Source organism: Streptomyces sp. 1-11, assembly GCF_007176755.1.
Taxonomy (GTDB): domain Bacteria; phylum Actinomycetota; class Actinomycetes; order Streptomycetales; family Streptomycetaceae; genus Streptomyces.
In genome coordinates this window covers 107807-120939 of sequence record NZ_BJTV01000007.1, presented here as the reverse complement: position 1 = coordinate 120939, position 13133 = coordinate 107807, and the positions used below count along the sequence as shown (strand labels likewise).

The following is a 13133-nucleotide window of genomic DNA, read 5'->3' as shown; positions in this document are numbered from 1 at the left end:
GCGGCCTTCCGGCCGGTGTGAGTGTCGTCAGTCGTCCTGCTCCGTGACGTCCGCAGGCGCGAGCAGCACCGCCGTGCGACTGCTGTGGGCGACCGCGTCGCTGACTCGGGGGTTGAAGAGCGCGGCGAGGGAACTGCGGTGGTGGGGGCTGATGACCAGCAGGTCCGCCCGGAACTCCGTGGCGGCCCTGGAGACCGCGTCCGCGACCTCCACGGTCAGGCCGTGCAGCATCTGGCCGTCAGCCTTCACCCCCATGCCGAGCAACTGGGAAAGAGCCTCGTCCAGGACGTCACGCCCGGCCTCGTCGCTCTCGACGGCGACGACGGCGCCGCCGACGACCGCGGTGGTGACGACGTGCAGGACGTGCACCTCCGCGCCGGTCAGTCGGGCCAGCTCACCAGCCATTCGGACGACGGACCTGCGGGCGGGGGTGGCGTCGACGGCAACCACGATGCGTTCAAACACTGAGACTCTTCTTTCTGTCCGAGCGGGGTGTGCGCGGACGGCGCACCCGTGATCATAGAGGCAGTAGGTGACACGTCAATGACTCATGGTGCCACCTTGCATGGTTGACGTGTCACCTCGACAGGGGCGCTGGACGCGGAATGATTCCGACCGTCGATTGTTGAAAGCGGTATGAAAAAGATCGGGTTCCTGTCCTTCGGGCACTGGACGCCATCCCCGCACTCGCAGACACGATCCGCGGCGGACTCCCTGCTCCAGGCGATCGACCTGGCGGTCGCGGCGGAGGAGCTGGGTGCCGACGGCGCCTACTTCCGCGTCCACCACTTCGCCCGGCAGGCCGCCTCGCCGTTCCCGCTGCTCGCCGCCATCGGCGCCCGCACCAGCCGGATCGAGATCGGCACCGGCGTGATCGACATGCGCTACGAGAACCCGCTGTACATGGCCGAGGACGCGGGTGCGGCCGACCTGATCTCCGGCGGTCGGCTCCAGCTCGGCCTCAGCCGGGGCTCCCCGGAGCAAGTGGTCGACGGCTGGCGGCACTTCGGCCATGTACCGCCGGAGGGCGGGACCGACGCCGATATGGCCCGCGCGCACACCGAGAGGTTCCTGGACGTCCTCAAGGGCGAGGGCTTCGCGGAGCCGAGCCCCAACCCGATGTTCGCGAACCCACCAGGACTGCTGCGGGTCGAGCCGCACTCCGAAGGACTGCGGGAGCGCATCTGGTGGGGCTCCGGCTCGAACGCCACCGCCGTCTGGGCGGCCCGACTCGGGATGAACCTCCAGAGCTCGACACTGAAGGACGACGAGAGCGGCGAACCACTCCACGTCCAGCAGCGCAAGCAGATCGAGGCGTACCGCGAGGCCTGGCAGGCGGCGGGACACACCCGGCAACCGAGAGTGTCGGTCAGCCGCAGCATCTTCGCGCTCACCGACGACCGTGACCGCGCGTACTTCGGCCGGGACCGGAACTCCAACGACCAGATCGGCTACATCGACGCCAACACGCGCAGCATCTTCGGCCGGTCCTACGCCGCCGAGCCCGACGTGCTCGTCAAGCAGCTCGCGGACGACGAGGCCATCGCCGCCGCCGACACCCTGCTGCTCACGGTGCCCAACCAGCTCGGGGTGGAGTACAACGCGCATGTGATCGAGAGCATCCTGACCCACGTCGCACCCGGACTCGGCTGGCGCTGACGCCGGAGCGGTACCGCATGCCGCCGCGCAGCGGCCGCCGGTCGTCCCGGCGGCCGTGGCGCCGCCGGCCGGGGCGGCGACCAGGTCGCCGCCATGACGTCGAGCGCCTCGCCGCAGCGGGCGCGAGATCCGGGCTACGAGGTGCCATAGAGATGTAGATGACACGTCTACCGAATTAGTTGACGCGTCATCTTCCTGGGAGTACGTTCATTGAAAGCTAAACGAAACGCGGGGTCCGGCCGCAGGGTCCGGGCCACCCCTCAGCTACAGGAGCACATCATGGGACAGTTGGACGGCAAGACGGCCGTGGTCACCGGCGGCACCAGCGGCATCGGTCTGGCCGCGGCGGAGCGGTTCGCCGCGGAGGGTGCGCGCGTCTACATCACCGGGCGCCGTCAGGAGGCCCTGGAGAGGGCGGCCAAGGAGATCGGCGGGGACGTCACCGCCGTCCGGGCCGACAGCGCCGACCTCGCCGGCCTCGACCGGCTGTACGCCACCATCGCCGAGGCCGGACACCACATCGACGTGCTGTTCGCCAACGCCGGCGGCGGCGAGTTCGCCACCCTCGAACAGGTCACCGAGGAGCACTTCGACACCACCTTCGACACCAACGTCAAGGGCACCCTGTTCACCGTGCAGAAGGCGCTGCCCCACCTCGTCGACGGCGCGTCCGTCATCCTGACCGGCTCCACCGCCGCCGCCGTCGGCAACGAGGCCTTCGGCGTCTACGGCGCCTCCAAGGCCGCCATCCGTTCCTTCGCCCGCACCTGGGCCAACGAACTGCGCGGACGCAACATCCGCGTCAACACCATCGCCCCCGGGCCCATCACCACCCCTGGGCTCAACAACCTCGCCCCCGACGACGAACAGGCCGCACAACTGCGCGACACCCTCGCCGCCGGTGTCCCCCTGGGCCGCATGGGCCGGCCGGAAGAGGTCGCCAACCTCGCCCTGTTCCTCGCCACCGACCAGTCCAGCTACATCACCGGCGCCGAGATCTACGTCGACGGCGGCGCCAACCAGGTCTGACGCCGGGACGAGCGCACCACACGGTCACCCCGACCGGTGACCGTTCCGCACCAGCGGCACGGGCCGCGGCCGGACGGCCGCGGCCCGGCCCGCTGCAGGCCGCCCAGGGCAGGCACCGGCAGGGATCCCCGTCTCCCCCGCCCGTGTTCAGGCCGCGTTCAGGTCACAGGCGTAGGTGGCGGAACCGGATCCGGCGTAGGCCTCCAGGTCCAGGTAGTACGTCCCGCTGCCCGAGGCGGTGCGGGTGTAGGTGAGGGCCTCGTCGCTGCCCCGGCCGTCGTTGACCGACCTCGTCAGTGTGGCTCCGGCCGAGTCGAGGAGATAGGCATCCGCGTCGTAGGCGTCGGGTATCGCGCAGGAGATGGTCGCGGTCTTGCCGGACGCCAGGGTGAACTTGAAGTAGTCCCGGTCGGAGGTAGTGCTCAGGGCGCCCGTCACCGTCACGGGGAGAGTGCTCGCGGTGATGTCGTCGGCGGCGGAGCGTGAGTCGTTCGGCTCGCTCTCGTTCAGCGTGGTACCGCCCCCCGACGTGCCACAGCCTGTTTCGGGGGTGCCGTTGTACAGGTTGGGGTCGGCGACTCCGTCGGTCACACTGCGCCGGTAGTAGCCGCAGGTGGGGCGGTTCTTGAAGTCGAAGGTCTGGCCACCGGTGAGGTGCCAGATCTTGTATCCGGAGAAGGTGAGCGGCTGGCCGGCGACGGCCTTCTCCGGCTGGTGGTCGCCGAGCACGACATAGGCGTCGCTGCCGTAGAGCGTCGCCAGACCGTTCTTGTCGATGTAGAGGGAGCTGCCGCCCTCGTCGATGCCGACACCCCACGCCTTGCCCTGTGTGGTCAGCCCGTCCTTGAGGGCACGCGCCACGAACGCCATCGTGCGGCCCATCCGGTCACGGGCGACGAAGTGGGAGTCGTTGATGGTGTCGCCGTAGTTCGGCCAGTTGAACATTCCGGTGGTGAACGTGACGGACTTGTCGTACGGATCGGCGAGGGCGGCGGCCGAGGTCGCGCTCGCGGTGCACGCGTCGTAGACGATCGAGCTGTTGATGTGCAGGCCGGCGCTGCCGCCGCCGGAGCCGCCGCCCTTGGCCACCACGGACTGCACGGAGGCCTGGAGTGCGGTGCCCTTCCAGGCCGCGTAGCGGCACTGGTCGCCGCCCGCGAAGTACACGAACTCCGCGTTGCGGATGTCGGTGTTGAGCTGTGTGTTGTTGCCGTCGGACGCGGCGGTGAGCGTCCAGGTGGTGCAGGAGTTGACGCCGGACAGCGAGGTGATCGTGTCGCACTCGGGCGTCTTGCTGCCCGAGGTGGGAGCAGAGCCGGCCAGCACGACCACGTCGAGACTTCCGGTGCCGCCGCGGATCGCGTCGATGGCCTTGGTCATGGAGCCGCCGACCACGCTGCCGTCGCCGTTCATGGTGAACGCGGGGCCGGACCAGCTCGGCCGGCTGACGTCGGAGGCGCTGCCGAGTCGGATGCGGTCGGCGGAGGCCTGGGCGGGGCCACTGGTGCCCGCGAGAGTCGCGGCGGCCGCCGCGATCACGAGGAGCGAGGCGAGGGGTCTGCTCAGCGCGCGTGAGGTCATCGGTGCTCCTGGTTTTCCGACGGGACGAGGTGGGTCAGCGCGCCCTGCTCGTCACGCCTGGACGGACCAGCAGCGGCGGAGCGGGCGGCAGTAGCGGAACATACAAGCAGTCAGTCGTTACGGATAGGTGTAACGCCGAATTCAGGTACGCGCCTTGTTCGCGGCTGGCAAATCGGTCCATACCGGGTCAGTTACGGGCCTTCAGCGACGTCCGGCACGAGCGACGGAGATGTAATCGGCATTACATCTATGCAGATTCACCGTGCGCCTGTAGTTTCCTGCCCTGTCAGAGGGCGAGGGCAGACCTTCCCCGGCAGTTCTTCCGAGAGGGACCGATCGTGAGACCACACTCCTCCCGCCGCACCGTGATCAGCTTCGCGACCGCCGTCGTATCGCTGATGGCGGTCAGCGCCTGCGACGGCGGGTCGGACACCAGCAACGCCGCGCCGGCCGCCGCCGTGAAAGTCGCCGGGGTGACGGTGAAGAAGGATCAGGCCCTGCACGACGCACTGCCCGCCGCCATCAGGAAGTCCGGCACGGTCCGCGTCGCCACGGACGTTCCCTACGCGCCCTTCGAGATGTTCGTCAGTGAGGGCGGCAAGGAGATCACCGGACTCGACTACGACCTCGGCCAGGCCATCGGCGTCAAGCTCGGCGTGAAGTTCGCCTTCACACCGCAGAAGTTCGACGGCATCGTGCCCGCCCTCCAGGCCGGCAAGTTCGACGCCGCCATGTCGGCGATCACCGACAACAAGGACCGCCAGAAGGTGGTCGACTTCGTCGACTACTCCCAGTCCGGGTCCGGCGTCCTCGTCGCCAAGGGCAACCCGAAGAAGATCACCGAGCTGATCGACCTGTGCGGATCGCCGGTCGGCGTGCAGGCCGCCACCAACCAGCTGAAACTGCTGACCGCGACACAGTCGGACTGCGCCGCGGCCGGCAAGCCCAAGATCGCGATCTCCACCTTCCCGAAGGACTCCGACGCCCAGCTGGCGCTCCGGTCGGGCAAGGTCGTGGCCGACGTGCTGACCAAGCCCGCCGCGGGCTGGACCGCGAAGACGGCGGACGGAGGCAAGGCCTTCGAGGTCGTGGAGGACCCGAAGGCGCCGGGCGGCTACAACGCCTCCCCCAACGGCATAGCCGTCAGCAAGAAGCTGCCCGGGCTCACCGACGCGGTGCAGAAGGCCCTTCAGGCCCTCATCGACGACGGCACGGCCGCCAAGATCTTCGACAAGTACGGTGTCGCCTCGATCGCCGTCAAGGAAGCCACCCGCAACGCGGCGGTGGACTGACGATGCCCACCACTTCCGCACCCGTGAGCGCCTCACCGCACCGCGAGTCCGCCGCCGCGGACCTGGACGTCGTACCGGTGAGGCACTACGGCCGCTGGATCGCCGCCGTGGCGGCGGTGGCGGCCGTCGGCGGCCTGGTCGGCTCACTGGCCAAGAACGCCAACCTGCACTGGGACGTCATCGGCCACTACCTCTTCGCCGGGCTCATCTTCGACGGCCTGGCGACGACACTCTGGCTGACCGCCGCGGCCATGGCCCTCGGTCTGGTCCTGGGCACTCTGATCGCGGTCATGCGCCTGTCGGCCAACCCCGTCCTGTACGCGCTGGCCTCGCTGTTCGTCTGGGTGTTCCGGGGGACGCCGCTGCTCGTCCAGATCATCTTCTGGGGTTATGCGGCGGCGCTGTACAAGAAGGTGCTGATCGGCATCCCGTTCACGGACATCACCTTCGTCCAGGCCGACACCAACTCCCTGCTCACCCCGGCGGTCGCCGCCCTGCTCGCGCTCGGCCTCAACGAAGCCGCCTACGCGAGCGAAATCGTGCGTGCCGGCATCCAGTCCGTCGACCCGGGGCAGACGGAGGCGGCGCACTCACTCGGCATGCGTCCCGCGCTGACCATGCGCCGGATCGTCCTGCCCCAGGCCATGCGGGTGATCATTCCGCCGATGGGCAACGAGACCATCAACATGCTGAAGATGACGGCTCTCGTCTCCGTCATCGCCGCCCACGACCTGATGTCGAACATCCAGGACGTGTACGCGCAGAACTACCAGGTCATCCCCATGCTCGTGGTCGCCAGCATCTGGTACCTGGCCCTGGTCAGCCTGCTGAGCATCCCCCAGGCCTGGATGGAACGCCGCTACGGCCGCGGCACTTCGGGAGGCGCCAGGGTCTCACCCCTGCGGCGCATGCTCGCGGGCGCCACCACGTCGGGCCGCGCCAGGAACGCCGAGAAGGAGTCGAAGCGATGAGCGCCCCCATGGTGCACGCACAGGGCGTGCGCAAGCACTTCGGGAAGCTCGAGGTCCTCAAGGGAATCGATCTGACCGTCGGCGCGGGAGAAGTGTGCTGCCTGCTGGGCCCCTCGGGCTCGGGCAAGTCGACGTTCCTGCGGTGCATCAACCACCTCGAGACGGTCGACGGCGGCCGGCTCTCCGTCGACGGCCAGCTCGTGGGCTACCGCCGGCAGGGCGACCGGCTGCACGAACTGCGGGAGAAGGAGGTCGCCTCACGCCGACGCGACATCGGCATGGTCTTCCAGCGGTTCAACCTCTTCCCTCATCTGACCGCGCTGGAGAACGTGACCGAGGCGCCCGTGCGCGTCGCGGGCGCCGGCCGCGCCGAGGCCCGGGAGGACGGTATGCGCCTGCTGGAGCAGGTCGGCCTCGCCGACCGCGCCGGGCACTACCCCGCGCAGCTCTCCGGAGGACAACAGCAGCGGATCGCCATCGCCCGCGCCCTGGCCATGAAACCGAAGCTCATGCTGTTCGACGAGCCGACCTCGGCACTCGACCCGGAACTCGTCGGCGACGTCCTCGACGTCATGCGGCAACTCGCGGCCGACGGCATGACCATGGTCGTCGTCACCCATGAGATCGGCTTCGCCCGCGAGGTGGGCGACACCGCCGTCTTCATGGACGAGGGCGTCGTCGTCGAGGCCGGACACCCGCAGCAGGTACTCGTCGATCCCGAGCAGGAACGCACCCGCGGATTCCTCTCGAAGGTCCTGTGAGCGCCTCGGTCCGTCAGCAGCCCCGCACGGCCGCACTGCTGACGCTCGCCCGCGCCCAGGAGACCCGGTTCCTGGAGGAACTGGCCGAACTCGTCGCGATCGACTCCGGCTCGTACAGCCCCGCGGGCATCAACCGCGTGGCTGACATCGTCGGGCAGCGGCTGCGCGCCACGGGCTTCGACACCCGGCGCGTCAGTCCGCCGCCCGTCGGCACCCGCCCTACCGGTGACCTGGTCGTGGCGCGCAAGAAGGGATCGCTCTCCGTCGCCGACGGCGGCCGCCGTATCCTCCTCGTCGCCCACATGGACACGGTGTTCGAGGACGGGACGGCCGCGGCGCGCCCGTTCGCCGTGGTCGGCTCGCACGCCCGCGGACCGGGCGTCAGCGACGACAAGGGCGGGCTGGTCGCCGGTCTCACGGCGCTGCGCGTCCTCGAGGACGCGGGCTTCCACGAGTACGCCGAGCTCGTGTTCCTCGCCGTGCCCGACGAGGAGATCGGCTCTCCGGCCAGCCGTCCCCTCACCGAGGAGACGGCGCGCGGCATGCACTACGCCCTGGCGCTCGAATGCGCACGGGAGAACGGCGACGTCGTGATCGCCCGTAAGGGCGTGGCCGATTTCCGGCTCACCGTCACCGGGCGTGCCGCCCACGCCGGCATCGAACCCGAACGCGGTGCGAACGCCGCGCTGGAAGCGGCCCACCTCACCGTCGCGCTGCAAGGACTCAACGGCCGCTGGGACGACGTGACCGTCAACGTGGGCATGGTGCACGCCGGTACCCGCATCAACATCGTCTGCCCGGAGGCCGAACTGCACGTCGAGGTCCGCTCGGCGACGACGCGGGGCATCCGGCAGGCCCGGCAGGCGATCGGGGAAATCGCCGCGCGCCCGGCCGTGGCAGGGACCACCGTGACGGTGGAACAGCTCGACCTCTGTCCGCCGATGGAGGACACCGACGCCTCCCGGGAGATCCTGCGGGCCGCCCGGTCCATCGGCGAGGAGCTGGGGTTGTCCATCGGGGCGGCCACGACCGGCGGAGTCGGCGACGCAAACCTCATCGCCGGTGCGGGAGTGCCCGTCCTCGACGGACTCGGACCGGTCGGCGGCGGCGATCACAGCCCGCAGGAGTGGCTGGACACCACCACGGTCGTCACCCGGGTCGCCCTGCTCGCCTCGCTCATCGCCGAACTCGGCCGCGCGCACTCCCCGGCCGGCTGACTCGGCGCATCCCGCCGGTGACATCCCGCCGTCCTTCTCGCCGCGCACAGTCTCCCGTTCGCCGGCGCCGCAGCCGGGCAGCCGCGCCGCGATCGGGCTCGGGCTCGGGGGCTCGGGCTCGGTGGCTCGGGGGGGGGCGGGCCCGGCGAGGCCTGCGTACGGCACTTCTCCCCCGTCCTCACACACCCTGGAGGCATCTCATGAAAACCCCGCACAGAGCCGGCCGCACCGCACTGACCGCGGGCACCGCGCTCCTCGTGGCTCTGGCAGCCGGGCCGGCGGCCGTGGCCCATCCGGCCGCCGGGCACCGCTCCGCCGGGTCCCTCGTCCTGGTCGGCGGCGGACTGAAGGACGACAACGACCAGGTGTACGGCGAGATCATCGACCGGGCCGGAGGCAAGGGGCACGCACGGATCGGTGTGCTGACCGCCGCCTCGGTGCCGGAGAGCCAGGACCCCAACGCCGGCGACCCGGCCACCTGCTCCAACTCCGCGTGCAACGGCGCCTACTACGCGGACCTGTTCACCCGGCACGGCGCGGCCGACGCGCAGTGGATCCCCGTCGACATCGACCACGTCTCCGCGGCCGACTCCGACCGTGTCGTCGCCCAGGTCAACAGCATGACCGGGTTCTTCTTCGGCGGCGGGGACCAGTACCGGTACGTGACCAGCCTGCTGCACGGCTCCGCGCACACCGACTCCAAGGTGCTGGCCGCCGTCCGCGCCAAACTCGCCGAGGGCGCGGTCGTGGCCGGATCGAGCGCCGGCGCCCAGATCGCGGCCGGAGCGGACATGATCACCGGCGGCGACTCCTACGAGGCTCTGCGGGACGGCAGCACCCCCGGCTACTTCGAGGACGCGTCGAAGCTCGCCTATCTGCCCGAGGGCGGCTTCGGCTTCCTGCGCTCGGGACTGCTGGACACCCACACCGGCACTTCCGGACGCGAGGGCCGCTCGCTGCGTCTGGCCGCCGACACGGGCCACCAGCGGGTCTACGCCCTGGAGGAGAACACCGCGCTCGTCGTCGAGCATCCGGGCTCGGCCGACGAGAGCATGCGCGTGGTCGGCCCCCAGGGACTCGCGGTGTTCGATCTGCGGCACGCGCGCGCCGTGCAACGCGGTGACGGCTGGTCGCTGACCGGGGCGACCTACGACTACCTCACCGACGGCGACCGCTACGAACCACGCCACTGGCGGGTACGGGCCGCGTCCGACAAGAAGCGGCTCCGCCCGCACGACCGCGACGCCGTGCCCGCCAACGACGACGTGTTCTACTCACCCGCCGACGACGACGGTGTCCCCTACAGCTTCCTGGGCACCGCGCGCGCCCTCGCACAGACCGCGGGTCAGCGCGAGGCCACCGCCACCACTTTCGAGTCCGGCCCGCGGTTCACCGTGACCTTCGACAAGGACCGGCACTTCACCCCGCTCACGACCGACGGCACGACGGCCAACACCTTGATCGGGATGACCGTGTCCATCTCCCCCAAGTGACCACGCCGGCCGGGCAGGTCGGCCGAGGGCTCCCGAGTGTTGACGGAGCCCTCGGTGAGCGGACGGACGCCGGCGGATCGCTCGGGACCGCGGTCCACCACGGGCGCTCCTCGGCCCCCGACCTGCCCGGTAGGCTTCACGGACAAGGCCCTCGCGGCTCGGAAAAGGAACTTCACGATGGCTTCTGCGACACTGGCCGACGAGATCCGGCTCAAGCTGGGTGAACTCAGCCCCGCCGAACGCAAGGTCGGCCGGGTCATGCTGGCGGGATACCCGGCGGCCGGATTCGAGACCATCGCGACCATCGCGGAACGTGCCGCGGTCAGCGCACCGACCGTGCTCAGATTCGTGGGACGCCTCGGTTTCCGCGGCTACCCCGACTTCCAGGCGGCGCTGCGCGACGAACTCGAGGCCCGCAGCGCCTCACCGCTTTCGCTGTACGAGTCGGCCCCCCTCACCCGGTCCGACGACTCCGGCGACGTGGAAGGCAACGAACCGCTGCTGACGAGCGGCAGCCGGCTGTTCGCGGCGGCGCTCACCCGGTCCCTGGCCGAACTCCCGCCGCACGACCTGGACCGGGCGACCCAACTCCTCGCCGACCCCAAGCGGCGGATCATCCTGGCCGGCGGCCGGTTCACCCACCTGCTGGCGCAGTACCTCGGTCTTCACCTCATGCAACTGCGCGACGACGTGGCCTTCCTGCCGGACCGTGACGTCGAGCGCACCGCCGCCCTGGCCGCGCTGACACGGCGCGATGTCCTGGTGGTGTTCGACTACCGGCGCTACGAGGACGACAAGGTCGCCATGGCCCAGCTCCTGCGGGACCGGGGCGGCAAGGTGGTCCTGTTCACCGACACCTGGCTCTCCCCGGTGACCGCCCACGCAGAGGTCGTCCTGCCCAGCCAGGTGACGTCCCCCTCACCGTACGACAGCCTGGTTCCGACGATGGCGGTGATCGAAACCGTCGTCGCGGCCGTCATCGTGTCGCTCGGCGAGACGGCGCACCAACACCTGCGCAACGGTGAGGACATCGCCCAGCGGATCGGCCTGGTCTGACCGCGAGGTCTGCCGCGCACGGTCCCTGACTCGCTGTCAGGGACGCGGAGCGCTGCTGTCCGCCGCGAGGCGGGTGAGCCACTCGCGCAGCGGGGACTGCTCGGCGTCACTCAGGACACCGGCGTCGTCGAGGAGCGCGGCACGCAGCGCGCGGGCCGCCGCGGCGGGGCCGGTCTCCGCGGCGGGGACCGTCGGTTCGGCGCCGGTGACGGCGGCGACCATGGTGGCCCTGTCCATCACCGCGAACAGCTCGCGGCGGGAGAGCCCGAACTCCACAATCGTGTCCCAGCCGCGGCGGAGGTCCTCCACCGCGTCCTGCGGTTCGGGATCGAGCTGCGCGCGCTTGGGGTGCCGGAGCGTCCGGGTGGCTGAGACGGCGCGCGGCGCAGCTCCGGAGGCCGGCTGCCGCGCGGCGGGTATGGGGCCGCCGAGCTCGTGCTCGTAGCGCAGACAGGTGCCGCCGGTTCGATGATGGAAGGACGGAGAGGTGCTGGGCTGCCGGCGCCGGGGCTCGTCGGACACCGCCATCGAGGGGCGTCGACCGCTACGGGGACCCTCGCACCGGCTCGGCCGCACAGCCTTCGCGCGGTCTGCCCTCGGGTAACTCTCCGCCCTGGTCAGGACGACCTGGGTCAGGACACCCCGCCGAGCAAGGCAGGAAGGGGACGGGATCTCACCATGACTGCACCTGGCACGGCTCACCGGGTCCTGGCGGGCCTGGACGCCGCACTGATCCAGAAGGTCGAGGCGCTGTACAAGGACCTGCACGCCCACCCCGAGCTTTCCTTCGCCGAACACCGCACGGCCGCAGAAGCCGCGCGCCGCGCTCGGGAACTGGGCTACGAGGTCACCGAGGGTGTGGGGCGCACCGGTGTGGTGGCCAGGCTGGTGAACGGCCAGGGCCCGGCCGTGCTGCTGCGCGCCGATTTCGACGCGCTGCCCGTGACCGAGCGGACCGGGCTGCCCTACGCCTCGACGAACCCGGGCGTCATGCACGCCTGCGGGCATGACGTGCACGCCGCTTGCCTCTTGGGCACCATGGCGCTCCTCGCCGGGGCACGCGATCAGTGGTCGGGGACCGTGCTGGCGGTGTTCCAGCCCGCCGAGGAACTCGGCCAGGGTGCCCAGGCGATGGTCGACGACGACTTGTACGCCCGGTTCGGCACACCCGACGTCGTCCTCGGTCAGCATGTGATGGCGATCCCGGCCGGTACCGTCGCCTGCCATCCCGGTCTCGCCTTCGCCGCCACCGACGCACTCAGGGTGCGCATGTTCGGGCGCGGGGCACACGCGTCGATGCCGGAGGCGGCGGTCGACCCGGTGGTGATGGCGGCCTCCACCGTGATGCGGCTGCAGACCGTGGTCTCCCGCGAGATCGCCTCCGGGGACCGGGCCGTGGTGACCGTCGGCGCCCTTCAGGCCGGCACCAAGGACAACGTCATTCCGGACGAGGCCGAACTGCAGCTCAACATCCGCACCTACACCCCGCAGGTGCGGGCGGCCGTCCTGGGCGCGGTGGAACGGATCGTGCGCGGTGAGGCGGAGGCGGCCGGGGCACCGCAGGCTCCTGAGATCGGCACCATGCACACCTTTCCGCTCATGGTCAACGACGTGGACGCCTGTACTCGCACCCTGGCCGCCATCGGTGACGTGATCGGCCACGACAGGCTGTCCGACCCCGGCGCCTCCTCCGGCAGTGAGGACGTCGGCGTCTTCGGCACCAGCGCGGACGTCCCGGTGTGCTATTGGCTGCTGGGCGGCGTCGACCCGGACGTCTACGCGAAGGCCGACGCCGCGGGCACCCGGAACCGCGACATCCCGCAGAACCACTCTCCGCTCTTCGCGCCCGTCATGCAGCCCACCCTCACCAACGGCGTCACCGCGCTGACCGCCGCGGCCCTCGCATGGCTCGGCCCGGCCTCGCATCCGCCATCACCGTCCGCGTAACCGGGCCGTGCACCCCGGCACGTCGCCGGCGGAGCGGGCGCGGCGGGCCGTGTGCCGGGGTGTCCGTCGGCAGCCCCACGGCCCGCCCGCGCATCGGCGCCCATCCCGGCGGCCGGTCCGCTCTTGA

At 70.6% G+C, this 13133-nt stretch carries 12 protein-coding genes; 9 read left to right on the top strand and 3 right to left on the bottom strand.

The window, feature by feature from the left end; all coding sequences use genetic code 11:
* Positions 1-27: 27 nt before the first annotated feature.
* On the bottom strand, positions 28-465 hold the full coding sequence (locus tag TNCT1_RS16860) for a universal stress protein (RefSeq protein ID WP_143632767.1): 438 nt from the start codon (positions 463-465) through the stop codon (positions 28-30).
* A gap of 171 nt (positions 466-636) precedes the next feature.
* Between TNCT1_RS16860 and TNCT1_RS16855 the strand changes: the two genes are divergently transcribed.
* Both TNCT1_RS16855 and TNCT1_RS16850 read left to right on the top strand, forming a co-directional pair.
* On the top strand, positions 637-1659 hold the full coding sequence (locus tag TNCT1_RS16855; protein WP_143632765.1) for an LLM class flavin-dependent oxidoreductase: 1023 nt from the start codon (positions 637-639) through the stop codon (positions 1657-1659).
* A 279-nt stretch (positions 1660-1938) separates the two neighbouring features.
* Positions 1939-2688, top strand: coding sequence for a glucose 1-dehydrogenase (locus TNCT1_RS16850; protein ID WP_143632763.1), 750 nt, complete (start codon positions 1939-1941; stop codon positions 2686-2688).
* A gap of 147 nt (positions 2689-2835) precedes the next feature.
* On the opposite strand, the gene TNCT1_RS16845 is transcribed toward TNCT1_RS16850, so the two are convergent.
* Positions 2836-4269 (bottom strand): pre-peptidase C-terminal domain-containing protein, encoded by a 1434-nt coding sequence (locus TNCT1_RS16845; protein WP_235902643.1) that lies wholly within the window; start codon positions 4267-4269, stop codon positions 2836-2838.
* A gap of 338 nt (positions 4270-4607) precedes the next feature.
* Here TNCT1_RS16845 and TNCT1_RS16840 point away from each other — a divergent pair, with 338 nt between their 5' ends.
* From TNCT1_RS16840 to TNCT1_RS16815, 6 genes are all read left to right on the top strand, one after another.
* Positions 4608-5561: an ABC transporter substrate-binding protein gene (locus TNCT1_RS16840; protein WP_235902642.1), complete on the top strand. Its 954-nt coding sequence runs from the start codon at positions 4608-4610 to the stop codon at positions 5559-5561.
* A 2-nt stretch (positions 5562-5563) separates the two neighbouring features.
* Entirely contained in the window at positions 5564-6532 is a 969-nt protein-coding gene (locus tag TNCT1_RS16835; protein ID WP_143632761.1) for an amino acid ABC transporter permease, read from the top strand.
* An 8-nt stretch (positions 6533-6540) separates the two neighbouring features.
* Positions 6541-7293 carry an amino acid ABC transporter ATP-binding protein gene (locus TNCT1_RS16830; RefSeq protein ID WP_143633259.1) on the top strand — a complete coding sequence of 251 codons (753 nt, stop codon included), beginning with the start codon at positions 6541-6543 and terminating at the stop codon, positions 7291-7293.
* Positions 7290-8510, top strand: coding sequence for a M20 family metallopeptidase (locus tag TNCT1_RS16825; protein ID WP_143632759.1), 1221 nt, complete (start codon positions 7290-7292; stop codon positions 8508-8510). The genes TNCT1_RS16830 and TNCT1_RS16825 overlap by 4 nt, the downstream gene beginning before the upstream one ends.
* A gap of 200 nt (positions 8511-8710) precedes the next feature.
* Positions 8711-10003, top strand: a complete 1293-nt coding sequence (locus TNCT1_RS16820; RefSeq protein ID WP_143632758.1) for a cyanophycinase — start codon at positions 8711-8713, stop codon at positions 10001-10003.
* Between the two features lie 177 nt (positions 10004-10180).
* Complete coding sequence (locus TNCT1_RS16815) at positions 10181-11059, top strand: MurR/RpiR family transcriptional regulator (RefSeq protein WP_143632756.1); 879 nt, start codon at positions 10181-10183, stop codon at positions 11057-11059.
* Positions 11060-11095: 36 nt separating this feature from the next.
* Here the strand turns inward: TNCT1_RS16815 and TNCT1_RS36310 are convergent, their stop codons facing one another.
* On the bottom strand, positions 11096-11587 hold the full coding sequence (locus TNCT1_RS36310; protein WP_235902640.1) for a hypothetical protein: 492 nt from the start codon (positions 11585-11587) through the stop codon (positions 11096-11098).
* 150 nt (positions 11588-11737) lie between these two features.
* Between TNCT1_RS36310 and TNCT1_RS16805 the strand changes: the two genes are divergently transcribed.
* Positions 11738-13006 carry an amidohydrolase gene (locus TNCT1_RS16805; RefSeq protein WP_143632754.1) on the top strand — a complete coding sequence of 423 codons (1269 nt, stop codon included), beginning with the start codon at positions 11738-11740 and terminating at the stop codon, positions 13004-13006.
* The last annotated feature ends 127 nt before the right edge of the window (positions 13007-13133 follow it).